This is a genomic window from Bradyrhizobium sp. LHD-71 (assembly GCF_031157255.1).
In the GTDB taxonomy this organism is placed as follows: Bacteria; Pseudomonadota; Alphaproteobacteria; order Rhizobiales; family Xanthobacteraceae; genus P52-10.
In genome coordinates this window covers 139,750-164,525 of record NZ_JAVIFX010000018.1, presented here as the reverse complement: position 1 = coordinate 164,525, position 24,776 = coordinate 139,750, and the positions used below count along the sequence as shown (strand labels likewise).

Below are 24,776 nucleotides of genomic sequence, written 5' to 3'. Positions count from 1 at the left end.
GCTCAGCATCGACGGCATTGGACCGCGTACCGCCATCGCGCTGCTGATCCGCATGCCAGAGCTTGGCCACTTGTCACGCGGCGAGGCCGCGGCTCTTGCCGGGTTAGCCCCATTCAACAACGACAGCGGCAAGCGCGTTCGTCAGCGCTCCATTGCCGGCGGACGAACGCGCTTGCGCACCAGCCTCTACGCTGCTGCGCTGCCAGCGGCATTCCAGTGGAATGCCGCACTCAAGCGCCTCTATGCGCGCCTTAAAGCTGCTGGCAAGCCGCACAAACTCGCTCTCGTCGCCTGCGCCAGAAAGCTTCTCGTCTTCGCCAATACCATCCTCGCCCGAAGCACTCCTTGGATCAAATCCCCGGCCGCCGTTTAATGGTTGCTCGCAATGACGAGTGGCCAGCCCCCGGGTGTCGCGTCGCTCTCCCGGGCTACGGGTCTTCGCCTACTTGACATTTCCGTCGCGAATGTGCCGCTTGGGCGGGGCGAAAACTTAACCCAGGCGGGCTTGTACTGAGACAATGACGATCCTGAGATCCGAGGTCGATCCGCAATCGCCGGCATCTGCCGAGAACGCCGCAGCAATGCGGACGCTGGTAGCCGATCTTCGGCAAAAGCTTCAGGTCGTTTCCGGCGGTGGCGGTGAGAACGCGCGCAGCCGCCACACCGCACGCGGCAAGATGCTGGCGCGCGAGCGTGTCGATCTGCTGGTGGATCCCGGGACGGCGTTCCTGGAGCTTTCGCCCCTCGCGGCCTATGGCCTCTATGGCGGCGACGTGCATTCAGCCAGCATCATCACCGGTATCGGCCGCGTAGCAGGACGCGAATGCGTGATCGTCGCCAACGATGCGACCATCAAGGGCGGCACGTATTATCCGCTGACCGTGAAGAAGCATCTGCGAGCGCAGGATATCGCACGGCAGAACCGCCTGCCGTGCATCTACATGGTCGATTCCGGCGGTGCATTCCTGCCGCAGCAGGATGAGATCTTCCCCGACGAGCGGCATTTCGGCCGCATCTTCTACAATCAGGCGCAGATGTCGTCGCTAAGCATCCCGCAGATCGCCATCGTCATGGGCTCCTGCACGGCGGGCGGCGCCTACGTGCCGGCGATGTCCGACGAGAGCATCATCGTGCGCAATCAAGGCACCATCTTCCTCGGCGGGCCGCCGCTGGTGAAGGCCGCGACCGGCGAGGTGGTCAGCGCTGAGGATCTCGGCGGCGCCGACGTGCACAGCCGCCAGTCCGGCGTCACCGATCACATGGCGCAGAATGACGCGCATGCCATCGGCATCGCCCGCCGCATCGTCGGCAATCTCAACGCCCCCGTCCGCAATCTCGCTGGTTGGCGCGAGCCACGCGCGCCGCTGTTTGCGCCGGATGACATCTACAGCGTCGTTCCGGCCGATACGCGCAAGCCCTATGATATCCGCGAGATCATCGCGCGGCTGGTGGACGGCTCCGAGTTCGATGAATTCAAGAAGCTCTACGGACCGACGCTGGTCTGCGGCTTTGCGCATCTGTGGGGCTATCCAGTCGGCATCATCGCCAACAACGGCATCCTGTTCTCGGAGAGCTCGCTTAAAGGCGCGCACTTCATCGAGCTGTGCTGCCAGCGGCAGATTCCGTTGCTGTTCCTGCAGAACATCACCGGTTTCATGGTCGGCCGGAAGTACGAAGCCGGTGGCATCGCCCGCGACGGCGCCAAGCTCGTGACGGCGGTCGCGACCGCCGGCGTGCCGAAGTTCACGGTCGTCGTCGGTGGTTCCTACGGCGCCGGCAATTACGGCATGTGTGGGCGCGCCTACAACCCGCGGTTTCTCTGGATGTGGCCGAACGCACGCATCTCGGTGATGGGTGGCGAGCAGGCGGCAATGGTGTTGAGCCAACTGCGCCGCGACAACATCGAGGCCGGCGGCGGCAAATGGTCGGTCGAGGACGAGGACAAGTTCCGCGCGCCGATCCGCGCGCAGTATGAGGAGCAGGGACATCCCTATTACGCCACGGCGCGCTTGTGGGACGACGGTATCATCGATCCGGCAGACACACGCGACGTCCTCGGCCTTGCTCTGTCGACTGTCGCTAACGCACCCGCCGAACCGACGCGGTTCGGCATTTTCAGGATGTGACTTTTTCAGGATGTGACGATGGCTTCGCCTCTCTACCGGCGCTTCCGTACGCTGCTGATCGCCAACCGCGGCGAGATAGCCTGCCGTATCATCCGCACCGCACGCGCGATGGGCCTGCGCACCGTTGCCGTCTACTCCGAGGCCGACCGCGACGCACTGCATGTAGCGATGGCGGATAGCGCCATTCTGCTCGGGCCGGCGCGCGCGCGCGACAGCTATCTCAACATCGATCACCTTTTGGCCGCCGCGCACGAGAGTGGTGCGGAGGCGATCCATCCCGGCTACGGTTTTCTTTCCGAGAGCGACGAATTCGCGCGACGCTGCGCAGACGCGAAGCTCGTGTTTGTTGGTCCCACGGCCGAGATGATCGGGGCGATGGGTTCGAAGTCCGGCGCCAAGGCGTTGATGGAGAAGGCCGGCGTTCCGCTGGTCCCCGGCTATCACGGTGAGGCGCAGGACGAGGCGATACTGGCCAAAGCAGCCGAAACAATCGGTTTTCCGGTACTGGTGAAGGCTTCCGCGGGTGGTGGCGGACGCGGCATGCGGGTCGTGCGTGCGGCGGCCGAACTGAACGCCGCGATCGTCAGCGCCAAACGCGAGGCGAAGGCGGCGTTCGGCGACGACCGCATGCTGATCGAGAAGTACGTCGACAACCCGCGTCACATCGAAGTGCAGGTGGTCGGCGACAGCCATGGCAATCTCGTTTCGCTGTTCGAGCGGGAATGCACGCTGCAGCGGCGGCACCAGAAGGTGATCGAGGAGGCGCCGTCGCCGACGCTGAACGACAAGCAGCGCGCCGCCATCGGTCTGGCTGCGCGCAAGGCCGCAGCCGTCGTCAATTATGTCGGCGCCGGCACCATCGAATTCGTGTCCGACGGGCGCGACTTCTTCTTCATCGAAATGAACACGCGTCTGCAGGTCGAGCACCCGGTGACTGAGTTGATCACCGGCGTCGATCTGGTGGAATGGCAGTTGCGGGTCGCGTTCGGCGAGGCTCTGCCGCTGAAGCAGGACGAGATCAGGCTGAAGGGCCATGCCGTCGAGGCGCGCATATATGCGGAAAACCCGGCGAAGAATTTCATGCCTTCGGTTGGCCGAATTCGCGCCTGGCGGCTGCCGGAGGAGTCCGGCGGGTTGCGGATCGACGCCGGTTACAGTGACGGCAGTGTCGTATCTCCGCACTACGATGCCATGCTGGCGAAGATGATCGCCTATGGCGAAAGCCGCGACGCGGCGCTCGACCGTATCGTTGCTGCCCTCGATCGCAGCGACATCCGTGGCGTGGTCACCAATGTGTCGTTTCTGTCGGCCCTGCTGTCACATGCCGACGTGCGCTCAAATCACGTCGATACCGCCTTCATTGAACGCCATCTGAAGGAGCTCAGCGGTCCGTCGCTCAAGATCGGCAGTTCGGAGATCGGTGCGGCGGTCGCGGCCGTACTGGCGCGGGAAACGGCGCTGCACGACAAGGGCTCGCCCTGGAACAAGCCCGGCTGGATGCCCGGGGGTGAGCGCCACCGTAAGTTGACGTTCCGCGATGGCGAGGGGCGCGACCATGGCGCAACGCTTGGCTATGGCGGCAACGGTATGAGGCTCGAGGTCGCTGATGCGACCTTCGCATTCGAAGTCCATTCCAGAGGCGATGGCATCGTCGACAGTTTTCTCAATGGCACCAAGACGCGCGCGATCGCGCTATGGGATGACCGCAGTCTTTACCTGCGAACGCCGAACGGACGTTTCGAGCTGTCGCTTGTCGATCCCTTTGGCGTCGATGAAGACGAGCACGCCGGTGAGGACCGGATCGTGGCGCCGTTGCCGGGAACGGTCGTTGCGCTGCTCGCGGAGGAGGGGGCGCTGCTGGAGAAGGGCGCCCCGGTGCTGACTCTCGAAGTGATGAAGATGGAGCAGACGCTGCGCGCGCCGTTCGCCGGCACGCTGAAGACGCTGAAATGCAAGGTCGGCGACATCGTGCAGGAAGGCGTCGAGCTTGCGGAGATCGAGGCAGCGTGAATAGCGAATACCGAAATCGTGAGTAGTGGTAGAACAGTACTCCGTCATTGCGAGCGCAGCGAAGCAATCCAGTCTGAGCCTGCGACGACCGCCGCGCTGGATTGCTTCGGCGCAAGCGCGCCTCGCAACGACTGCCTATTCACTATTCACCACTCGCCCCCTTTCGCCCCATGCAAGTCGACGTGAACCCCGAGCTTCGCAGTCTGCTTCCCGACGCCGATTTCGCCGATGCGTTCTCGCTCGTCGTGGATGATCCTGCGCTCGATGCGGTCACCGCCGCGCATCGTGCCATGGAGCGGCCACCCGGGTGGATCGTTGCGCTGATGGCACTCAGGGACGTCCTCGTCAGGCCGCTCGGCCTGCGCACGCGCTACGATCCGCAGCTCGTGCGAACGCGGCGCATCGGCGCTTTCCCGGTGCTCAGCCAGAATCCCGCGCGCGTCGTCATGGGTCTCGACGACAGCCATCTGGACTTCCGCCTCGTCATCGACGTCACGGCGCTCGATGATCGCCGCCGCGAGATCGTCGCGACGACGCTCGTGCGTACCCACAACCGCCTCGGTCGGACCTACCTGATGGTGATCCTCCCGTTCCACCGCCGCATCGTGCCTGGAATCATGGCGCAGGTGGCGCACGAGATAAGTCCCAAAGGCTTGCGCGAACCTTAATTCGCGCCTTCCCCTGCTATTCGCGCTGTTGCAGCAGCGTGACACCTCGATATGCAAACGGACGGAACCCTAAGTGGTGCTTGATGGAATCGCACGCGAGTTCGTCACGTTCAGAGTGAGATCGCTGGCCTGGACGTTCGCTCGTCATCGCGAGCGCAGCGAAGCGATCCAGTCTGAGTCCGCGACAACCGCCGCGCTGGATCGCTTCGTCGCTGACGCTCCTCGCGATGACGGTGTTCGCTCTGCGTGGCCACTCGCGTTGGATGTTGATATCGCGTCGTTATAGGCCTCGATGACCGACACTTGGGCTTCCGCCTTGCCATCGACGTCATACCGCTCGACGATCGCGCCGCGAAATCGTCGGAACCACATTGGTCTGCGCCTACAACCGCCTCGGCCGGACCTACCTGGCGGTGATCTGCCGTTCCACCGCCGCCCATCGTGCCCGGGATCTTGGCGCAGGTGGCGCAGCGGGCTTAAGTTCCGACTACCGCTCCTTCACTTTGTTCTGGTATTGCGGTCGCTACGGTCCCGTAGCTCAGTTGGATAGAGCAACAGCCTTCTAAGCTGTGGGTCGCAGGTTCGAATCCTGCCGGGATCGCCAGCGAAAACAATATCTTAGGGGATTGGGCGCGGCGCGCCCTCTGATGCCCCGCCGAATTTCGGCGACGATCGCACTGCGTGCCTAAATTACTTGATGTTGTTTAACCTTACCTCTTCGCCAAAATTAATTCCTGCTGCCTAGGTGTCTCCATTCCGGCGGGGGCTGCTCGAAGGATGGAGACCAATCGTGGGCGTGAATGCCACGACAACTTCGGATATGCGCGCCTATATCCAGGCAAGCGACAAGTCAGTCAGCGAGCTTTCCAGGGAACTCGGCATCAGCCGAACGACCATCCGCCGCTGGCGCGCGCGCGGCGTTGAGGCTGCTGATGGTTGCGCGACGTCCGAGGCACAAAACCCCAGTAACGTTGACAAGCCGGCCCCGCCACCGCCGCCGGTGCAGCAGCTTGGCGCTACCGTCGCCGAGCATGAGGGCAGCAGGCGACAATCCGGCCTAGGTCGCTACGCGCTTGCGCTGTGGCTGGCCGGAGCGGTCGTCTACATCGGAGGCACGCAGACCTTTCTGAGTGCTCTCGATGCATTCGATCCGAAAGGCCAAACAGTTGGCGCCTCGACGAAGCCAGCCGTCGCACCGGGGACGAAGGACGAGACCGGCAAAGCATCGCCCGCCGTCGGAAGTGCAAATCTCGGCAACACGCCACAGGCAACCTCGGCAAGCCTGGCCGAAAAGGCGTTGCGCGCGCCGAATGAAAGTGCATCCGCGTCGGCGAAATCTACTCCCGCGGCTCCGGCTGCTTCGGCTACAGCCGACGGTGGCGAATGGGTCGAGACGTCGGCGTCCGGCATCAACATGCGTTCCGGTGCGTCGTCGTCGGCCAGCGTGGTGACCGTTCAACCACGCGGGATGAGGCTGCGCGTCCTGTCACGCGACGGCGGATGGACCGAGGTGGTCGACCCCAAGACGGATCAGAAGGGTTGGATTTTCCGTCGCTACATAAAGGCGAGCGGGCCGCCCTCAGATGTTCAGCAAACAGAGCCATCGACGACCGGACTCACGCAGCAGCGGGCGCTGTTCTGAGCCACCGGCAGTCGAAGAGCAGGCTCCGAGATCGACGGATGATGTTCACTCCGCTCCTTGTCGCTTTCCGGAAGATCGCGAACCTCTGTGTTGGCGTGGTCTCAGAGGCGGCAAACGGGTTCTTCGCGATGGGTACCCTCGTAGGTCTACCATTCGTGTGGCTCTCGCTGCCACCGGAGCGCTACTACTCTCTTGATCAGATCCAGCCGCAGGTTGAACGCAGGCTTGTGTTGCTGAGCGCTGACGGTGAGCCGTTTGCCCGTCGTGGCGGTTGCGTGGATGAGCCGGTCAGGGTTTCGGATGTTCCGCAGCACTTCATCGACGCCTTGCTGTCGATGGAGGACCGGCGTTTCCATTCCCACTTCGGCGTTGATCCGCTCGGGATCGCGCGGGCGGCGTATCGGAACTGGAAGGCCGGACATGTGATCGAGGGCGGCAGCACGATCACTCAGCAGCTCGTCAAATTCTCATTTCTCTCGAAGCACAGAACCATGGAGCGCAAGCGGGACGAGGCTTTGCTTGCCGTCTGGCTCGAACTCGCACTGACAAAGGATCAGATTCTGGAGCTTTACCTAAGCAACGCCTATTTCGGAGGCGGATGCTTCGGTCTTCGCGCTGCGGCCAAACGCTACTTTGGCAAACAGCCCAGCGCGCTCACGCTGGCGGAGTCGGCCCTGCTCGTTGGCAGGCTGAAGTCGCCCACCAGTCTGACGTCTGATTTCAACGCCGCGCAGGAGCGCGCCAAGCTTGTCTTGCAGGCCATGGTGGACAACGGCCGCCTCCCGGCGACGCGACTCGCCAATATCGCCTGGACTATGCCACTCAACGAGCAGAAAACGCTGTCCGGAGGCTACTACGCCGATTGGCTTGCCGGCACGGTGCAGTTACCCGACAGCGGCAGTCTTGCTCCGGTGCCTGTTCATACCTCCTTTCAGCCGCGCCTGCAGCGCTCGGCGGAAGAGGCTATCGAATCGGTGCTGGCGAAGCAGGAACGGTCGCGACACGCCACGCAGGCCGCGCTGGTTGCAATGCGGCCGGACGGCCGCGTCGTGGCGATGGTCGGCGGCAGAGATCACAACAAGAGTCAATTCAATCGAGCCGTGCAGGCGCGGCGTCAGCCGGGGTCCTCTTTCAAGCTGTTCGTCTATCTTGCGGCGCTGAGGGCAGGCGCGACACCCGACACGATGGTTATCGACGAACCCATCTCCATCGGGGACTATGAGCCGAAGAACTTCGACAACAACTATCAGGGAGACGTGTCGCTTCGTCAGGCTTTTGCTTCTTCGATCAATACGGTTGCGGTCCGATTGTCGGAGACGGTCGGCCGCAACAATGTCATTGACGTCGCGCGCGATCTTGGGATCACAACGCCGCTGGAACCTACGGCAAGTCTCGCGCTCGGCACCTGGGAGGTCCAGCTTCTCGAACTGACCAGCGCCTACGCGGCCGTCGCGGCCGGCGCCTATCCCGTCAAGCCGTGGGGCATCACGTCTCTGGGCTACAGCGCAAAAACCGCCGCACCACCGCGGGATTCCGGCCGCTGGCTCCTTACAGTGAACGATCCGCTGAGAGAGCTCTTGGAAGAGACGGTTCGCTCCGGGTCAGGGCAGGGAGCGCAATTGCCGATCACGACTTTTGGCAAGACCGGCACAAGTCAGGCGTTTCGCGACGCCTGGTTCATGGGCTTTGCCGGGAACCTCGTCGTCGGCGTGTGGGTCGGCAATGACGACTACTCGCCCATGAAAAACGTCACAGGCGGCAGTCTTCCGGCCCAGATTTGGCGTTCCTTCATGACGAAGGCCATGCGCTCCGATCCGAACTTCCAGCGTAAGCCGCAACAGACTGCCGTCTTCCCAGCCGCAATCCGCGAGAACGGCCGCGCCTCACGCCGTGCCACACTCGAATTTCTGGACGCCACGAACAGCTTCAACATGAAATATCGCGGCAGGACCAGCCGAAGCCCTTAGAACCAAAATAAGGCCGTCTGCCAAGACTTCGGCGTCTGATGCACAAACTTCTGCCTCGCTTTTCGAGCAAGATTCGCCTTGCGCATTGAGGGGCAACCAACTCAGACCCGGTGGGTGACATCAATGACCGCAGTTGCTGCTGGCCGCTACGTGCCGGCGCTCGCATTTGCTCTGTTCGTGCTGCCGGCAGGGTCTGCATTCGCCTTCGATATGGAGGCGCAGATGAAGTGCAGCGACGACGCCTTCCGACTCTGCAGTTCCGAGATTCCGGACGTCGAGAGAATCACCGCGTGCATGAAACAGCGGCGTGACCAGGTCAGCGCGGATTGTCGTAGCGTAATGGACCGCAACAAGGCAGCGGCGTCCCGCGCGCAGGACACCTCGCCTGGTGCACGGCAAAGGCGGTGAGGTGAGGTGGCAGCGTTAGCGCAATCCGGAGAGCCGGCTTCGTCCTTCCGGACTACGCTGGAGCAAGACCGTATCCGCAATTGTCCACTGCTGTCCCTGATCTCGCCCTAGCCGACACAAAGCATCGGCGTTTTTAAGAATTCTTAAAGAACCGCGGCCCGCCGCGGCCTAGTGTCGTTTATGGATCAGAAATTCGCACCATCGTTGCCGCGAGTCCGTCGTGCGAATTTCTGATCCATAAACGACACTAGAATCATAAACTTGCTAGTGTCCTGATCGAATCCGAAGTTCGCTCTGAGCTCGCCGCAAAGTATAGCCAACTTCGGATTCGGGGCACTAGTGCCATCCAGGCTACGAGCCAACTACTCACTCACTTGGACACGAAGCCGGCGAGCTTTGCCGCCGCGCGCATGTCTTCGTAGTCCGCGCGGATGAATTCGGCGAAGCCTTTCGATGTCATCTGCTCCGGTGTGGCGATTTCGGCGCCGATGCCGGCAAGACGTTCTGCTGCCGGCCCGGTCGGAGCCAGCCCTTTTTCGATTGCCTGCTGCAGAGCGGCGATGATGTCCTGCGGCGTTTTCGCCGGCGCCAGGATGCCGATATAGCTCTGGGCCTTGAAATCCTTCACGCCGCCTTCGTCGAATGTCGGTATGTCCGGCGCGATCTTCGAACGCTGCAAAGCAGCGACGGCAATGATGCGCGCCTCGCCGCCCGTATGCAGCGACAACGCCGTCGAGAACTCGGTCATTGCACCCTTGACGTTGCCACTGATCACATCAGGAAGCAGGCTGCCTCCCCCGCGGTAGGGCACATGCATCAGGTCGGCGCCGGTGATCGCTTTCAGACGCTCGAGCGACATATGCGTCGCGCTGCCGACGCCCGCGGTCGCAATGGTCACCGGCGCCTTCTTCGATAACGCAATCAACTCGGCGATGTTCTTGGCTTCCACCGCCTTGCTCACGACGATGCCGTGCGGCACGTAGCTCGTCAATGCGATCGGTGCGAAATCCTTGATCGGATCGTATTTCAGGTTGGCATTCACGAAGGGATTGACGGTGAGGGGACCGTTCGACCCGACCAGCAGCGTGTATCCATCCGGCGCGGCCTGGGCGACGGCTTCGGCGCCGACGCCTCCGCCGGCACCGCCGCGATTTTCAACAACAACGGCCTGGCCCAGCGCCTTGGTGATCTGTTCGCCGACCAGACGGCCGACAATGTCCGCATTGCCGCCGGCCGCGAACGGCACAATCAGACGGATCGGTCGATCCGGATAGGCGGCAAGAGCGCCGCGCGGAAGGAGCGCGATGGCCGTTGCAGCACCAGCGCCAACAACGAACGTCCGACGCGAACCTGTCATTTCAATCCTCCCGAGCGATGTTCTCTGGTTTTTTCGAGTGCTGAGTTGATCATATCGGAGAACTGCCGTCAGCGCCGACCGTCCTGAAACGGCAGTCTCAAACGAATTTCCTTGCGCATGCGGTGTTATCGGCTAGAGAGCGGCGCAGCCTGGTCCCTATGGCAACGCGTCATCGAGCCGAACAAGAAAAGCTCACTACGGAGACACTCATGCGCACCTTTATGCTGGCAGCATCGGTATTGCTCGGCGGCTCGATCGTCATCGTGGGACCTGCCCGGGCGGAAACCGAATATCCCTTCTGTTCGGGCGATGGGTTCGGGATGGCGCGGGACTGCTCCTACGCGACGCTCGCGCAATGCCAGGAGGCCGTGCGTGGCGTCGGCACGGCGTGCGAGCCAAATCCACGCTTCGTGGCGCCACCCGCTGAGCCTGTGCCGGCACCGGCACCACCGAGTCCGACGCCGCGTCGCTGACGCACCGATTGCGGCACGAAATGTTGATTTCATGCACCGGATTGGCAGCGCTATCCGTTCTGTAAAATCGAACGCTCAGGCTTCTTCAACACAGAAACAGAAGAGGAGGCTGCGATGAAACGTTTGCAAGCTGTCCTTGTGCTGGTTGCGGGGTTTGCCGGTCTGCTGCTGATTTCACCGGCGAGTGCGGAGATGCCGCCGTTTCGTTACTGCATGATCGGTACGCCAAATATGGGCCGGGACTGCACGTACAATTCCCTGCAGCTGTGCCAGGTCGCGGCATCGGCGGGCGTCGGCTTCTGCGAGGAGAATCCCGCCTATACCGGTAGCCGGCAGGTCGTCCGGCAGCCGCGCCGACGATAGCCCCCATAATAAGGAACCGGACGGACATGTTCATCCATTCAACAAGACTTGCCGCGCTGGCGCTGTTGAGCCTTGCATCTGTTGTGACCAACCCGGCTCCGGCTGCGGCGGGGGTCGAATATCCATTCTGCATGATGCAGGGCCGGCATACCCCGCAAAGCTGCACCTTCACGACGATCGAACAGTGTCGGGCTTCGCTGGTCGCGAATTCCGGCTTCTGCGAGAAAAACCCACGCTACTTCGCCGTGCGGCCCGGGCCTACGTTGCGGCCTCATCCTTCGAGACGCGCTTCGCGCTCCTCAGGATGAGGGGATAGGCCGGCGCAGGAGCGCCGTCCGCTTCCGTTGTCTGCAACTGAGAAATCAATCTCAACTGAGTTCCACAGCTCGTGGCCGGTCCCGACACGTCAGCGGCGCGGAAAGTTCACCGCCTCAATCTTGTTGCCGTCGAAATCGAAGATGAAGGCGCCAAAGTAGGTCGTCATCGCCGCCTGGCGCGGTCCGGGATCGCCCGCGCTCGTGCACCCAAGCGCCAGCGCATCATCGAAGAAACTGCGGACGGCCGTCTCGGTGGGCGCACGCAGGCAGATGTGCGTGCCGGTATCCGCCGGAGCACGGAGAAGGTTCGTGCGAAGGTTGAGCCAGAATTCCGGGTAGCGTTTGCCAAAGCCCACGGTCGCCGGGCGATCGACCAGGCGCGTCAGATCGAGATGGGCCAGAAGCCGTTCGTAGAGTGCGGCGCTGCGGGCGAGGTCACTGACCGGAATTGAGACATGATCGATCATGACGAAGGTTCTCCTGCAGCCTTGACCTATGATCGAGCCACGGGCGCCAGGAGTCAAAGCGGAGAGGTGCCACCTTCCCTTGAAAATGGCAGAGCAAGTTGACGGTTCTTCGAATTCTTTCGCTTTGAACCCAATAGCTTGCCGGAGAGACCTAATCCAGGAGCGTCGGCAACGGGACGGCCATCAGTCCGTCACGTTTCACCCATCACCTGACACGTGGGGCGACGACATTTTCGCCGTCGAAGGAGCTTCCTCATGGTTGGACCGGTTCGCGCCCTAGTGCTGGCAGCATCGCTGGCGCTCGGCCTCACGTCCGCGCAGGCGGCCGACAAGGCCTTCAAACGCGACGATCTGGCCGACGCGGCCATCAGGCTGGAAGCCCAGATCAAGACAGAGGCTGGGGCGGTCAGCAAGCCCGCGCAGCAACTCAGGTCCGACGCCGATTCCGCGTTCAAGCGCAACGACTTCCGGGCGGGATTGCAACTGCTGGGACAGGTGGCGGCGCTTGCTCCGAACGACGGCGGCAACTGGCTGCGGCTGGCACGGACGACGTTTCAGGTCCGCCCGGCCGACAATCGCGAACAGACGTTCCTGCTCGAGCGTGCGTCGACAGCCGCATACATCGCCTATCAGCGCGCGAACAATCAAGGCGAGGAGGCGGACGCGCTGGCCGTGCTCGGCCGCGCGATGGCCGACCGCAAGCTGTGGCGGCCTGCGCTCGATGCGCTGCGGGTCTCGCTCGAACTGCGTGAGGTCGCCGACATCCGCAGCCAGTACGAGAAGCTGCGCGACGAGCGCGGCTTCCGGCTGCTCGACTATTCGGTGGATTCCGATTCCGCTGTCCCCCGCGTGTGCTTTCAATTCTCCGAGGAGCTCGCCAAGCGTACGGACTTCTCGCCATTCGTCAGCATGGCCGGTAACGACACGCCGGCCCTGTCGTCGGACGACCGGCAACTCTGCGTCGAGGGGCTGAAGCACGGCGATCGCTACAGCCTCAACCTGCGCGCCGGTCTGCCGTCGACTGTGAAGGAGACGCTGCCGAAGTCGGCGGAGTTCAACATCTATGTGCGCGACCGCAAACCGTTCGTGCGCTTCACAAGCCGCGCCTATGTGTTGCCGCGCTCCGGCCAGCGCGGCATTCCGGTGGTCAGCGTCAATACGCTGGCGGTGAACGTGAAGGTCTTCCGCATCGGCGACCGCAACCTGATCGACACGGTGCTGGGCAGCGATTTCCAGCGGTCACTCTCCACATACGAACTCAGCGAGCTCGGCAACCAGAAGGGCGTCCAGGTCTGGTCCGGTCAGCTTGCAACCGGCAGCACGCTCAACGCCGACGTGACGACGGCCTTTCCCGTGGACCAGGCGATCGGCGAGATGCAGCCGGGCGTCTATGTGATGACCGCTGCGCCGAAAGGCGCGATCGCCTCCAGCGACGACGACTATGAACAGCTCGCGACCCAATGGTTCATCGTTTCTGATCTTGGCCTCACGGCCTTTTCAGGCAATGACGGCATCCACGTCTTCGTCAACTCGCTGAGCTCGACCGAGCCGGTTGCAGGGACCGAAGTGCGCCTCATCGCGCGCAATAACGAAATCCTCTCGAGCAAGCGTACGGATGCGGCCGGCCACGCGCTGTTCGAGGCAGGGCTTGCGCGGGGCGAGGGCGGCCTTTCGCCGGCGCTGCTTACACTGTCGGGCGAGAAGAACGACTACGCATTCCTCAGCCTGAAGAGCACGGCTTTTGACCTGACCGATCGCGGCGTCGCCGGCCGGCGCGTGCCGGCTGGGGCCGACGCCTTCGTCTACGCCGAGCGCGGCGTCTATCGATCCAATGAAACCGTCTTCCTGACCGCGCTGCTGCGCGACGGACAGGGCAAGGCGATTCCCGGAGCGCCGATGACGCTCGTGGTCGAACGGCCGGACGGTGTGGAATTCCGTCGCGCGGTGGTACCGGATCAGGGCGCGGGCGGACGCAGCCTGTCACTGGCGCTGAACTCGGCCGTGCCCACCGGCACCTGGCGCGTGCGTGCATTCACCGATCCGAAGGCGCCTGCGATCGGCGAGACGACTTTCATGGTCGAGGACTACGTGCCGGAGCGGCTCGAGTTCTCGCTGACGACCAAGGCGGCGCAGATCCAGGCCGATAAGTCGATCGATCTCGAGATCGACGGCCGCTTCCTCTACGGCGCGCCGGCGTCCGCACTGCAACTGGAGGGCGACCTGCTGGTGGCGCCGGCAGCGGCGCGGCCGGGTTTCGCCGGCTACAAATTCGGCGTCGCCGACGAGGAGGAGACCAGCAACGAGCGCACGCCGCTGGAGAACCTTCCCGCCTCGGACGCCAACGGCAAGGCCACCTTTGCGGTCAGCCTGCCGAAGCCGCCGAGCTCGACGCAGCCACAGGAGGCGCAGATCTTCATCCGGATGGCGGAAAGCGGTGGCAGGGCGGTCGAGCGCAAGCTGACCGTGCCGGTCGCGCCGAATGCGGCGATGATCGGTGTGAAGCCGCTGTTCAAGGACAAGAACGTCGCGGAAGGCGACGTGGCGAACTTCGACGTCGCCTTCGTCTCGCCGGATGGCCAGGCACTGACGCGCGGCGGCCTGCGCTACGAGCTGCTCAAGCTTGAGCATCGTTATCAATGGTACCGGCAGGGCTCGTCCTGGGAGTACGAGCCGGTGAAGTCGACGAAGCGCGTCGCCGACGGCGAGGTCAGCGTCGCAACCGACAAGCCCGGCCGTGTTCAGTTGTCACCGCAGCCAGGTCGCTACCGCCTCGATGTGAAGGAAAGCGGCAGCGGCGGGGCGCTGACCTCCGTGACCTTCGACGTCGGCTGGTATTCGGAAGGGTCGGCCGACACACCGGATCTGCTCGAGACCTCGATCGACAATGCCGAATATCAATCCGGCGACACCATGGTGGTCACCGTCAATGCGCGCACGGCGGGCAAGCTGACGGTCAACGTGATCGGCGACCGCCTGCTGACGACCCAGACCGCGAACGTCAAGGAAGGCACCGCTCAGCTCCGCATTCCGATCGGCCGTGACTGGGGAACGGGCGCCTACGTCGTGACCACGCTGCGGCGGCCGCTCGATGTTGCCGCCCAACGCATGCCCGGCCGGGCGATCGGCCTGAAGTGGTTCGGCATCGACAAGAAAGCACATACCCTCGACGTCGCGTTGTCTCCGCCTGATCTCGTCCGGCCCAGCACGGTGCTCAACCTGCCTGTCAGGATCAGCGGGCTAAATGCAGGTGAGGACGCAAAAATCGTCGTTGCTGCGGTCGATGTCGGCATCCTCAACCTGACGAACTACAAGCCGCCCGCACCGGACGAGCATTATCTCGGCCAGCGCCGTCTGACGGCCGAGATCCGCGATCTTTACGGCCAGCTGATCGACGGCATGCAGGGAAGCCGCGGACAAATCCGCACCGGCGGTGACACCGCCGGCGGCGAGTTGCAAGGCAATCCGCCGACGCAGAAGCCGCTCGCGCTCTATTCGGGTATCGTCACTGTCGGTGCCGACGGAACGGCGTCGATTCCGTTTGCCATTCCGGAGTTCGCCGGCACCGCACGCGTCATGGCCGTGGCCTGGAGTGGCACCAAGGTCGGCCGAGCGGCGACCGATGTGGTGATCCGCGATCCTGTAGTGCTGACGACAACCTTGCCGCGCTTCCTCCTGAATGGCGACCGCGGCACCATGACCATGGATCTCGACAATGTCGAAGGCGCCGCAGGCGACTTCGCGATCACGGTCCGCCCGAGCGGTCCGGTGCGCATGACCGGCAATCCGTCGACGACGATCCGGCTTGCCGCGAAGCAACGCAACGCGGTCGCCGTCAATCTTGAAGCTGTGGGCGCAGGCTCCGCGCAGGTCGAGGTCAACATCCAGGGACCGGGCGGACTTAGGCTCCAGCGCAATTACGCGCTGGATGTGAAGCCGGCGACGCAGATCCTGGCGCGCCGTACCGTGCGGACTCTGGCAAAGGGTGAAAGCCTGACGCTGTCGCCGGACATGTTCGCTGATCTGGTTGCAGGCACCGGCGCCGTCTCGCTTTCGGTCAGCCTGTCGACCGCGCTCGACGCGGCATCGATCCTGAAGGCGCTGGACCGCTATCCGTTCGGTTGCTCCGAACAGATCACGAGCCGCGCGATGCCGCTGCTGTACGTCAACGACCTCGCCGCGAACGCGCATCTGGCCATGGACACGGCCGTGGACCAGCGCATCAAGGATGCGATCGACCGGCTGCTGGCGCGGCAGGGCTCGAACGGCTCGTTCGGCTTGTGGTCGGCCGGCGGCGAGGACGGCTGGCTCGACGCCTATGTCACCGACTTCCTGACCCGCGCCCGCGAGAAGGGATTTGCGGTCCCGGACACGGCCTTCCGCCAGGCGATCGACCATTTGCGCAACACCGTCGCCAATGCAGACGAGCCCGACAAGGACGGAGGGCGAGAGCTCGCCTATGCACTCTACGTGCTGGCGAAAAACGGCACGGCGCCAATCGGCGATCTGCGTTACCTCGCCGACACCAAGCTCGCCAACCTGGCGACGCCGATCGCCAAGTCACAGCTTGCGGCAGCGCTGGCGCTGGTCGGCGACCGGGGCAGGGCGGAGAAGGTGTACGCGGCGGCGCTGCAGGACCTCGCGCCTCGGCCGGCGCTGGTGTTCGGCCGCACCGACTACGGCTCGTCGCTGCGTGATGCCGCAGCGCTTGTGTCGCTGGCAAGCGAAGGCAACGCACCACGCGCCACGCTCGTGTCGGCGGTGCAGCGGGTCGAGGCTGCCCGCGGCCTGACGCCGTTCACCTCGACGCAGGAGAATGCGTGGCTGGTGCTTGCCGCCCGCGCCATTGCCACGGAGGCCAACACGATCTCGCTCGATGTCGATGGCAGCCCGGTGAAGGCCGCGCTCTTCCGAAGCTACAACCAGAGCGAGGTGACATCCGCAAAACCGATCAGGATCACCAACACTGGCGATGCGCCACTGCAGGCTGTGGTCGCGGTGAGCGGCGCGCCGGTAACGCCGGAGCCCGCAGCCGAGAACGGCTTCAAGATCGAGCGCAGCTACCACACACTGGACGGCAAGCCGGCTGACATCAGCCGCGCGAAACAGAGCGACCGCATCGCCGTGGTGCTGAAGGTCACCGAAGCCAGGCCGGAGTACGGCCGCATCATGATCGCCGACTATCTGCCTGCGGGTTTCGAGATCGACAATCCGCGCCTCGTCTCGTCGGGCGACACCGGCACCCTCGACTGGATCGAGGACGGCGTGGAGGCCGAGCACTCGGAGTTTCGCGACGACCGCTTCAACGCAGCGATCGATCGCGCCAGCGACGACAGTCCGGTGTTCACCGTGGCCTACGTCGTGCGCGCCGTTTCGCCCGGCAAGTACGTGCTGCCGCAGGCATTTGTCGAGGACATGTACAACCCGTCGCGCTACGGCCGCACGGCGACCGGAACGCTAGACGTCGGCGCGCTGCGATGAGCGAGGCTGAACAGGCGAGGGCTGTTTCTGATGGCCGGCAGCGATTGAAGATCGCCGCCGTGCTCGCCGGCAGCGCATTTGCGCTGCTGGTCGTGTCGGTTATCTTCTGGGTGGTTTCGCTCGGCCCGGTGCCGCTTGATGTGACGAAGGAGGTGTCGATCACGATCGTCGATCGAAACGGCAAGCTGGTGCGTGCATTTGCGATGAAGAACGGGCGCTGGCGCCTGCCGGTGAAGGCGAGCGAAGTTGACCCTGCCTATATCGACGTGCTGCTCGCCTTCGAGGACCGGCGGTTTCGACAGCATGCCGGCGTCGATCCGCTGGCGTTCGGACGCGCTGTGTGGCAATTCGTCAGCCACGGTCGGATTGTCTCCGGCGGCTCCACCATCACCATGCAGGTCGCGCGGCTGATCGAACCGCGCCGCGACAGGACCATTGGCGCCAAGCTGCGGCAGGTCGTGCGCGCCATCCAGATCGAACGGATGATGAGCAAGGATGAGATCCTTGATCTTTACCTGAGACTTGCGCCGTTCGGAGGCAATCTCGAAGGGGTGCGCGCCGCGACCATCGCCTATTTCGGCAAAGAGCCGAAGCGGCTGTCACTGGCCGAAGCCGCATTGCTCGTGGCGCTGCCGCAGTCACCGGAGACGCGGCGCCTCGATCGGCATCCAGATGCAGCCGAGCGCGCGCGCGATCGCGTGCTGGACCGGATGGTGGAGCTCGGCCGCGTTTCGACGGCTGATGCGACCCACGCCAAGGCGGAAGCCGTGCCGCGCATGCGCAGGCCGATGCCGCTCCTCGCGCCGCACGTCACGGATCACGTGGTAGCGCGCGAGCCCGCCGCAAGCCGTGTCGCTCTGACGCTCGATGCCAACCTGCAGCGGTCGCTCGAAGCGCTGGCGCGTGATCGCGCCATTGCGCTGGGGCCCGAGGTCTCGATCGGCATCGTCGCAGTGGACAATTCCAGCGGCGACATTCTCGCGCGCGTCGGCTCGCCGGATTATTTCGACGCGCGGCGGGCCGGACAGGCGGACATGACCCGCGCGGTCCGCTCGCCGGGCTCGACGCTGAAGCCCTTCATCTACGGTCTCGCGATCGAGGACGGTTTCGTGCATCCCGAAAGCCTGATTGACGATCGCCCGATCCGCTACGGCAGCTACGCGCCGGAGAATTTCGACATGACATTCCAGGGCACGGTGACGGTGCGCAAGGCACTGCAGCTGTCGCTCAACGTGCCGGCGATCGCGCTGCTCGACCGGGTCGGTCCGCATCGGCTGACATCGCGGATCCGGCAGGCGGGCGGCGATCTCGTACTGCCGAAGGACGAGACGCCGGGTCTTGCCATGGGTCTAGGCGGTGTCGGCGTGACGCTGACTGATCTCGTGCAGCTCTATGCGGGCTTTCCGCGGCTCGGAAGCACGGTGCCGTTGCGCGAACGTCTCGATGACCCGCGTGACGAGAGCGCGCAGCGGCGGCTGCTGGATCCTGTTGCCGCCTGGCACATCGCCCATGTCCTGATGGGAACGCCGCCGCCGGAAAATGGCGTGCACAACCGCATCGCCTTCAAGACCGGCACGAGCTACGGCTATCGCGACGCGTGGTCCGTCGGTTTCGACGGACGCATGACGATCGGCGTCTGGGTCGGGCGTCCGGACGGCGCACCCGTTCCGGGACTACTCGGGAGGACCGCGGCTGCTCCGATCCTGTTCGACGCCTTCGCACGCTCCGGCAAGATCCCGCTTGGGCTGCCGGCGGCGCCGCGCGGAACGCTGATGGCGACGACGGCGAAACTTCCACTGCCGCTGCGACGCTTCCATCCGGCGGGCGAACTGGCGCAGATCGGCGACAGGCGTGGTCTGCGCATTCAATTTCCCTTGAACGGCTCGCGCCTCGATGTGATGGCTGAGGACGGCGCAAAGATGTCGCCGGTTGCTGTCAAGGTTGCGGGCGGTGTGCCGCCGATGACCGTGCTGGTCAATGGTCTGTCAGCAGGTGAACTCGACAGCCGCCGTCAGAAATTCGTCGAGCCGCCGGGACCCGGCTTTGTGCGCCTCACGGTGATGGATGCGACCGGCGCCGCAGACACCGTGGTCGTTCGTCTTCAGTAAGAATGTGTCGTATTGGCACTAGTCGTCCGCAAAAGTTCGCAACGCTGCCCGACGGGCCGGGATTGTTCCCTAACCGGTTGTCGCACTGGTGGTTTCGTCGTATGCGAGGCGCATGGTGGAGGCATCGGGGCAACGGCGTTTCGGCGCAGGCCGGCAGCCTGCGACGCGGGTTGACCCGGGTCGCGGGCTCGTAGTTGCGCTTGATTTTGCCTCGGCGAGCCATCTGCGGGCAATCGCTCTGCTGATTGTCTGCGGGGCGCTGTTCTTCCTGCCCGGGTTCTTCAACATTCCACCTGTCGACCGCGACGAGGCTCGGTTTGCCCAGGCGACCAAGCAAATGGTCGAGACGAGCGACTATGTCGACATCCGCTACCAGGACGAGGTCCGCTACAAGAAGCCGGTCGGCATCTACTGGCTGCAGGCGGCCGCGGTCGAAACGGCATCAGCACTCGGGTTGCCGAACGCGCAGGTGCGGATCTGGCTCTATCGCATCCCCTCGCTGATCGGCGCAATCGGCGCGGTGCTGATGACCTACTGGGCGGCGCTCGCCTTCGTGTCGCGCCGCGGCGCGGTGCTCGCCGCGCTGATGATGTGCAGTTCTATTCTGCTCGGGGTCGAAGCGCGCCTTGCCAAGACCGATGCGATGCTGCTGCTGACGACTACGGCGGCCATGGGCGCGCTGGCGCGCATCTATCTCGGCTGGCAGCGCGGCGACGATCCGCCGAGGCCGGGCTGGACGGAGCCGGCCATCTTCTGGACCGCGATCGCCGGCGGCATCCTGCTGAAGGGGCCGCTGATCCTGATGCTGGTCCTGCTCTGCATCTCAGCGCTGGTGATCCTCGATCGATCGGGCGGCTGGCTCTGGCGGCTGCGTCCGCTCTGGGGCGCCATGTGGACGCTGGCGCTGGTGCTGCCGTGGTTCATCGCGATCCTGTTGCGCTCGGGCGAGAACTTCTTCGCCGAGTCTCTCGGCGGCGACCTGCTCAGCAAAGTCGCGTCGCCGCAGGAATCGCACGGCGCGCCGCCCGGTTATTACTTTTTGCTGTTCTGGCTCACCTTCTGGCCGGGCGCCGTCATCGCGGGACTCGTGATCGCGCCGGTGTGGCGGGCGCGGCGCGAACCTGCCGCGCAGTTCCTGCTGGCATTCGTCGTGCCAGCCTGGATCGTGTTCGAGCTCGTCATCACCAAGCTGCCGCATTACGTGCTGCCGCTCTATCCGGCGATCGCGATCCTGATCGTCGGCGTGGTCGAACAGCAGGTGCTGACGCGCAAGGCGTGGATGATGCCGGGCCTGTCGTGGTGGTTCTTCGCCCCCGTGGTGTTCGCGGTGCTAGGGATCGTCGGCTCGATCATCCTGATCCGCCAGCTCGAGCTCGTGGCCTGGCCGTTTGCCGCGGCTGCCGCGATCTTCGGTCTGATCGCCTGGTGGATGTACGACGACCGCAGAGCCGAACGGTCGTTGCTGAACGCGTTCGCAGCCTCGTTCTTCATCAGCCTGACGATCTACGGCATCGTGCTGCCGGGTTTGCGGCCGCTGTTTCCGAGTGTGGAGCTCGCGCGCGCCCTGCGCAGCGTCGAATGCGAAAAGCCGCGCGCGGCGGCGGCCGGCTATCACGAGCCCAGTCTGGTTTTCATGGCCGGCACGTCGACACTTCTGACCGATGCGTCCGGAGCTGCGGACTTTCTGGCGCAGGGATCGTGTCGCTTTGCGCTGATCGAAAGCCGCCACGAACGTCAGTTTGCGCAGCGCGCCGAACGGACCGGTTTGCGCTATGCGGTGGTGACGCGATTCGAAGGCTATAACTTTTCACAGGGTCGCTCGATCGCGATGACGATCTTCCGTTCCGAAGGAACGCAATGATCTTTCGGTAACCGCCTGTGAATTCGGGAAAATTCTGGCAAGGCCAAACGTCAACAGCGCGGAATATTGGGGTTGCCGGCACCGTTTCCGGTGCCTAAAAGGCTCCGGCACGCGGCCGCAGCGATCGCACCGGCCTCCGATTGAAGATGCCGACTGACCCGCCGAACTGACACGATGTGAACCCATCCTGCATGAGCAGCGATCTGCCGCAATCCGACAGCACTTCTCCGGCCGTATCCATCGTCGTGCCGGTCCGCAACGAGGCCGACAACGTCGCGCCTCTCATCACCGAGATCGCAGCCGCGCTCGACGGACGGTGGGCTTACGAAATCATCTATGTCAATGACGGCTCGACCGACGCGACCGATGCGGTGCTGCGCGCAGAGATGAAGAGCCGCCGCAACCTTCGCGAGCTTCGCCACGCCCAATCCTGCGGCCAATCGGCAGCCATACGCTCCGGCGTTCGCGCGGCGCGCGGACCGATCGTGGCGACGCTCGACGGGGACGGGCAGAACGACCCGTCGTTCCTGCCGTCGTTGATCAAAGCCATCGAAGACGGAAAGGGACGCGTCGGGCTTGTGGCCGGTCAGCGCGTCGGCCGCCAGGACACGGCGTTCAAGAAGCTCCAGTCGCGCCTTGCCAACGGCATACGAAGCTCGATCCTGCGCGACGGCACGCGCGACACCGGTTGCGGGCTGAAGTCCTTCCAGCGCGACGCGTTCCTGTCGCTGCCTTACTTCGACGGCCTGCACCGTTTCCTGCCGGCGCTGTTCCGACGCGAAGGCCTCGACGTTGCCTATGTCGAGGTGCGCGACCGGCCGCGCCGGTCGGGCGTGTCGAATTACGGCTTCTTCGACCGGCTGTGGGTCGGCATCATGGATCTTGCCGGCGTGTGGTGGCTGATCCGCCGCAAGAAGCGACAGGCGGTCGTGACCGAGGTGACGCCCGACGCCGGTTGATCGTCGACCTCATCGCACGCGTTTGAGCGCATCGAAGCCGCGCACGAGATCGGCTTTCAGATCTTCGACATCTTCCAGGCCGATGTGAAAACGCAACGCCGGCCCACCCGGCGACCATGTGGTCGCGGTGCGGTAGTTCGCGCAATCGAACGGGATCACCAGGCTTTCATAGCCGCCCCAGGAATACCCCATCCCGAACAGCGTCAGCGCATCGAGAAAGGCATCGACCGCCTGCTCAGGCGCGGGCTTCAGGATGACGCTGAACAGCCCGCTCGCGCCGGTGAAATCCCGTTTCCAGATGGCGTGCCCGGGGTCGGTCGGCAGCGCCGGATGCAGCACCCGCAAGACTTCCGGCCGCCGCTCGAGCCATCGCGCGATCTGCAGCGCCGACTGCTGGTGCCGATCGAGGCGGACGGAGAGGGTGCGCAGGCCGCGTAGCGCCAGGAATACGTCGTCGGGCCCTGCGCACTGGCCGAGCACGAGCGTTGCCTCCGCGAGTGCGGGCCAGCAGCCCGCGTTGGCCGAGACCGCGCCGAACATGATGTCGGAATGGCCGCCGATGTATTTGGTTGCGGCGTGAATGGAGATGTCGACGCCCTTGTCCAACGAGCGAAAGAAGAGCGGCGTCGCCCAGGTGTTGTCGTTCAATACGACCGCGCCGCGCTCGTGCGCGGCATGCGCGATGGCCGGCGTGTCCGGCATTTCGAACGACTGCGACCCGGGCGCCTCGACCAGAACGGCGCGGGTGTTCGGCTTGAACAGCTTCGCGATATCTGCGCCGATCAAGGGATCGTAATAGGTCGTCGTCACGCCGTAACGCGCCAGCATGCCGTCGCAGAAGCGCCGCGTCGGCCGATAGGCGCTGTCGCTGACGAGCAAATGGTCGCCGCTCTTCAACACCGCCAGCAGCGCCGTCGATATCGCCGCAAGGCCCGAAGGGAGCAGTGCGACGCCCGCGCAGGCCGGCCCTTCCAGCGCAGCGATGGCGTCGGACAACGCCTTCGTCGTCGGCGTGCCTTCCCGCCCATACTGAAACTCGCCGCGGTCGTTGCGGATGTCGTCGGCCGTCGGATAGAGCACGGTCGAGCCGTGCACGACAGGTGTGTTAACGAATCCGTTGAGAAAACGCGGGTCGCGGCCGGCGGTGACCAGACGGGTGTCCGGGTGCTGCTCCCACAGATCAGTCGGGTTCTTGGGTTGGGTCACGGTTCAGGCCTTTGCGGCAGGCGATTTGCCGCACCATGCCTCACAATGCCAAAACAACGGGCAAAAATCGGCGGCGGCTCCAGGTCGACGACTTGCGTAGATCATAAGTCGACAGCAAGGCAATGCGTCAACCCCTTGACCCGCTTCTTCAAATAGTTCTGTGATGGGCGAAAATCCACTTCAGGCCCCACGGTGCCCGCTCCGAAATTGGTCATCACCTTAGCGAAAGGTTCCGCCATGAAACGCGCTTCTCTCGTGCTGACGCTTGCGGTCGCAGCGACGCTCCCCGCCGGCACAGTCTTCGCCCAGACGCTGAAGACGGTGAAGGATCGCGGGACATTGTCATGCGGCGTAACCCATGGGCTGCCCGGCTTCTCGGCACCGGACGACAAGGGCAACTGGACCGGGCTCGACGTCGATCTTTGCCGCGCTATTGCGGCTGTTGTTCTGAACGACCCCACCAAGATCAAGTTCGTGCCGCTTTCGGCCAAAGACCGTTTCACCGCACTCCAGTCCGGCGAGATCGACGTGCTGTCGCGCAATACCACCTGGACGCTGTCGCGCGACACCCAGCTCGGCCTGAACTTCGGCGCCGTCAATTATTATGACGGCCAGGGCTTCATGGTGCGCAAGTCGCTCAACATCGATTCCGCGCTCAAGCTCGACAGCGCATCCGCCTGCGTGCAGACCGGCACCACCAACGAGCAGAACCTCGCCGACTACTTCAAGGCCAACAAGATGAAGTACGAGGTGATCGCGTTCGCAACCGCCGACGAAACGCTGAAAGCCTACGAGGCCGGCCGCTGCGACACCTTCACTTCGGACGTGTCGCAGGTCTATGCCGAGCGGCTGAAGCTCGCCAAGCCCGAAGACCACATCGTGTTGCCGGAGGTCATCTCGAAGGAGCCGCTCGCGACTGTCGTGCGCCACGGCGACGACCAGTGGCTCGACATCATCAAGTGGACGCACTACGCGATGGTCAACGCCGAGGAGCTCGGCGTCACCCAGAAGAATGTCGACGAGATGATGAAATCCGACAAGCCGGAGGTCAAACGCCTGCTCGGCACCGACGGCAATCTCGGCGAACAGCTCGGCCTCACCAAGGACTGGGCCGTGCGCATCGTCAAGACGGTCGGCAACTACGGCGAGTCCTTCGATCGCAACGTTGGAGCCGGATCGAAGCTGAACATCGCGCGAGGCCTGAACCGGTTGTGGAATCAGGGCGGCATCCAGTACGCGCCGCCCATTCGCTAAGTCCTTAAGAGATCGGCAGGGCGGGGCACTAGTGCGGTGAGTCTTGAAATTCCTGCCAGCTTCGCGGCGAGTCCGGCCCAGGAATTTCAAATTCGAAAACCGCACTAGAAAC

General features: G+C 64.0%; 18 protein-coding genes, 1 tRNA gene and 1 pseudogene. 17 read left to right on the top strand and 3 right to left on the bottom strand.

The window, feature by feature from the left end:
* The 9 genes and pseudogenes from RCO31_RS20635 to RCO31_RS20595 all read left to right on the top strand — a co-directional run.
* Positions 1–373, top strand: a 373-nt coding sequence (locus tag RCO31_RS20635; RefSeq protein ID WP_308970343.1) for a transposase, incomplete at its 5' end; no start/stop codon positions are given.
* A 145-nt stretch (positions 374–518) separates the two neighbouring features.
* Positions 519–2,126 (top strand): carboxyl transferase domain-containing protein, encoded by a 1,608-nt coding sequence (locus tag RCO31_RS20630; RefSeq protein ID WP_308970342.1) that lies wholly within the window; start codon positions 519–521, stop codon positions 2,124–2,126.
* An 18-nt stretch (positions 2,127–2,144) separates the two neighbouring features.
* Positions 2,145–4,136: an acetyl-CoA carboxylase biotin carboxylase subunit gene (locus tag RCO31_RS20625; protein ID WP_308970341.1), complete on the top strand. Its 1,992-nt coding sequence runs from the start codon at positions 2,145–2,147 to the stop codon at positions 4,134–4,136.
* Between the two features lie 182 nt (positions 4,137–4,318).
* Positions 4,319–4,804, top strand: coding sequence for a DUF2867 domain-containing protein (locus tag RCO31_RS20620; protein ID WP_308970340.1), 486 nt, complete (start codon positions 4,319–4,321; stop codon positions 4,802–4,804).
* A 527-nt stretch (positions 4,805–5,331) separates the two neighbouring features.
* Positions 5,332–5,408 (top strand) — tRNA-Arg (locus RCO31_RS20615).
* Between the two features lie 216 nt (positions 5,409–5,624).
* Positions 5,625–5,720: pseudogene (locus RCO31_RS20610) on the top strand (helix-turn-helix domain-containing protein); the annotation flags it as partial.
* 498 nt (positions 5,721–6,218) lie between these two features.
* Positions 6,219–6,446 (top strand): SH3 domain-containing protein, encoded by a 228-nt coding sequence (locus tag RCO31_RS20605; RefSeq protein ID WP_308970348.1) that lies wholly within the window; start codon positions 6,219–6,221, stop codon positions 6,444–6,446.
* 128 nt (positions 6,447–6,574) lie between these two features.
* Positions 6,575–8,413 (top strand): transglycosylase domain-containing protein, encoded by a 1,839-nt coding sequence (locus tag RCO31_RS20600; protein ID WP_308970339.1) that lies wholly within the window; start codon positions 6,575–6,577, stop codon positions 8,411–8,413.
* 123 nt (positions 8,414–8,536) lie between these two features.
* Positions 8,537–8,821: a hypothetical protein gene (locus RCO31_RS20595; RefSeq protein ID WP_308970338.1), complete on the top strand. Its 285-nt coding sequence runs from the start codon at positions 8,537–8,539 to the stop codon at positions 8,819–8,821.
* A 370-nt stretch (positions 8,822–9,191) separates the two neighbouring features.
* Here RCO31_RS20595 and RCO31_RS20590 read toward each other — a convergent pair whose 3' ends face one another.
* Entirely contained in the window at positions 9,192–10,178 is a 987-nt protein-coding gene (locus RCO31_RS20590; RefSeq protein WP_308970337.1) for a tripartite tricarboxylate transporter substrate binding protein, read from the bottom strand.
* Between the two features lie 209 nt (positions 10,179–10,387).
* Between RCO31_RS20590 and RCO31_RS20585 the strand changes: the two genes are divergently transcribed.
* The 3 genes from RCO31_RS20585 to RCO31_RS34780 all read left to right on the top strand — a co-directional run bounded on the left by RCO31_RS20585 (position 10,388) and on the right by RCO31_RS34780 (position 11,322).
* Positions 10,388–10,651: a DUF3551 domain-containing protein gene (locus RCO31_RS20585; protein ID WP_308970336.1), complete on the top strand. Its 264-nt coding sequence runs from the start codon at positions 10,388–10,390 to the stop codon at positions 10,649–10,651.
* Positions 10,652–10,765: 114 nt separating this feature from the next.
* Positions 10,766–11,014 (top strand): DUF3551 domain-containing protein, encoded by a 249-nt coding sequence (locus RCO31_RS20580; protein WP_308970335.1) that lies wholly within the window; start codon positions 10,766–10,768, stop codon positions 11,012–11,014.
* A gap of 26 nt (positions 11,015–11,040) precedes the next feature.
* Positions 11,041–11,322: a DUF3551 domain-containing protein gene (locus RCO31_RS34780; RefSeq protein WP_374991513.1), complete on the top strand. Its 282-nt coding sequence runs from the start codon at positions 11,041–11,043 to the stop codon at positions 11,320–11,322.
* Positions 11,323–11,420: 98 nt separating this feature from the next.
* Here RCO31_RS34780 and RCO31_RS20575 read toward each other — a convergent pair whose 3' ends face one another.
* Positions 11,421–11,798: a VOC family protein gene (locus RCO31_RS20575; RefSeq protein WP_308970334.1), complete on the bottom strand. Its 378-nt coding sequence runs from the start codon at positions 11,796–11,798 to the stop codon at positions 11,421–11,423.
* A 255-nt stretch (positions 11,799–12,053) separates the two neighbouring features.
* Here RCO31_RS20575 and RCO31_RS20570 point away from each other — a divergent pair, with 255 nt between their 5' ends.
* The 4 genes from RCO31_RS20570 (at position 12,054) to RCO31_RS20555 (ending at position 22,204) form a co-directional block, all read left to right on the top strand.
* The gene (locus tag RCO31_RS20570) at positions 12,054–17,276 is read left to right on the top strand and encodes an alpha-2-macroglobulin (RefSeq protein WP_308970333.1); all 5,223 of its coding nucleotides are present in this window, start codon (positions 12,054–12,056) and stop codon (positions 17,274–17,276) included.
* Positions 17,273–19,384: a penicillin-binding protein 1C gene (gene pbpC, locus RCO31_RS20565; RefSeq protein WP_308970332.1), complete on the top strand. Its 2,112-nt coding sequence runs from the start codon at positions 17,273–17,275 to the stop codon at positions 19,382–19,384. Before RCO31_RS20570 ends, pbpC begins: the two co-directional genes overlap by 4 nt.
* Before the next feature lie 112 nt (positions 19,385–19,496).
* Positions 19,497–21,245, top strand: coding sequence for a glycosyltransferase family 39 protein (locus tag RCO31_RS20560; protein ID WP_308970331.1), 1,749 nt, complete (start codon positions 19,497–19,499; stop codon positions 21,243–21,245).
* 191 nt (positions 21,246–21,436) lie between these two features.
* The gene (locus RCO31_RS20555) at positions 21,437–22,204 is read left to right on the top strand and encodes a glycosyltransferase family 2 protein (RefSeq protein WP_308970330.1); all 768 of its coding nucleotides are present in this window, start codon (positions 21,437–21,439) and stop codon (positions 22,202–22,204) included.
* 9 nt (positions 22,205–22,213) lie between these two features.
* On the opposite strand, the gene metC is transcribed toward RCO31_RS20555, so the two are convergent.
* Complete coding sequence (gene metC, locus RCO31_RS20550) at positions 22,214–23,410, bottom strand: cystathionine beta-lyase (RefSeq protein ID WP_308970329.1); 1,197 nt, start codon at positions 23,408–23,410, stop codon at positions 22,214–22,216.
* Between the two features lie 237 nt (positions 23,411–23,647).
* Here metC and RCO31_RS20545 point away from each other — a divergent pair, with 237 nt between their 5' ends.
* Entirely contained in the window at positions 23,648–24,664 is a 1,017-nt protein-coding gene (locus RCO31_RS20545; protein ID WP_308970328.1) for an amino acid ABC transporter substrate-binding protein, read from the top strand.
* The last annotated feature ends 112 nt before the right edge of the window (positions 24,665–24,776 follow it).

Excerpts from the sequence above, each read along its gene's own strand:
- RCO31_RS20590 (WP_308970337.1), bottom strand. The coding sequence starts at position 10,178 with ATGACAGGTTCGCGTCGGACGTTCGTTGTTGGCGCTGGTGCTGCAACG.
- RCO31_RS20625 (WP_308970341.1), top strand. The coding sequence starts at position 2,145 with ATGGCTTCGCCTCTCTACCGGCGCTTCCGTACGCTGCTGATCGCCAAC.
- RCO31_RS20580 (WP_308970335.1), top strand. The coding sequence starts at position 10,766 with ATGAAACGTTTGCAAGCTGTCCTTGTGCTGGTTGCGGGGTTTGCCGGT.
- RCO31_RS20630 (WP_308970342.1), top strand. The coding sequence starts at position 519 with ATGACGATCCTGAGATCCGAGGTCGATCCGCAATCGCCGGCATCTGCC.
- RCO31_RS20605 (WP_308970348.1), top strand. The coding sequence starts at position 6,219 with ATGCGTTCCGGTGCGTCGTCGTCGGCCAGCGTGGTGACCGTTCAACCA.
- RCO31_RS20560 (WP_308970331.1), top strand. The coding sequence starts at position 19,497 with ATGGTGGAGGCATCGGGGCAACGGCGTTTCGGCGCAGGCCGGCAGCCT.
- RCO31_RS20585 (WP_308970336.1), top strand. The coding sequence starts at position 10,388 with ATGCGCACCTTTATGCTGGCAGCATCGGTATTGCTCGGCGGCTCGATC.
- pbpC (WP_308970332.1), top strand. The coding sequence starts at position 17,273 with ATGAGCGAGGCTGAACAGGCGAGGGCTGTTTCTGATGGCCGGCAGCGA.
- RCO31_RS20595 (WP_308970338.1), top strand. The coding sequence starts at position 8,537 with ATGACCGCAGTTGCTGCTGGCCGCTACGTGCCGGCGCTCGCATTTGCT.
- RCO31_RS34780 (WP_374991513.1), top strand. The coding sequence starts at position 11,041 with ATGTTCATCCATTCAACAAGACTTGCCGCGCTGGCGCTGTTGAGCCTT.
- RCO31_RS20545 (WP_308970328.1), top strand. The coding sequence starts at position 23,648 with ATGAAACGCGCTTCTCTCGTGCTGACGCTTGCGGTCGCAGCGACGCTC.
- RCO31_RS20600 (WP_308970339.1), top strand. The coding sequence starts at position 6,575 with ATGGGTACCCTCGTAGGTCTACCATTCGTGTGGCTCTCGCTGCCACCG.
- RCO31_RS20555 (WP_308970330.1), top strand. The coding sequence starts at position 21,437 with ATGAGCAGCGATCTGCCGCAATCCGACAGCACTTCTCCGGCCGTATCC.
- RCO31_RS20575 (WP_308970334.1), bottom strand. The coding sequence starts at position 11,798 with ATGATCGATCATGTCTCAATTCCGGTCAGTGACCTCGCCCGCAGCGCC.
- RCO31_RS20570 (WP_308970333.1), top strand. The coding sequence starts at position 12,054 with ATGGTTGGACCGGTTCGCGCCCTAGTGCTGGCAGCATCGCTGGCGCTC.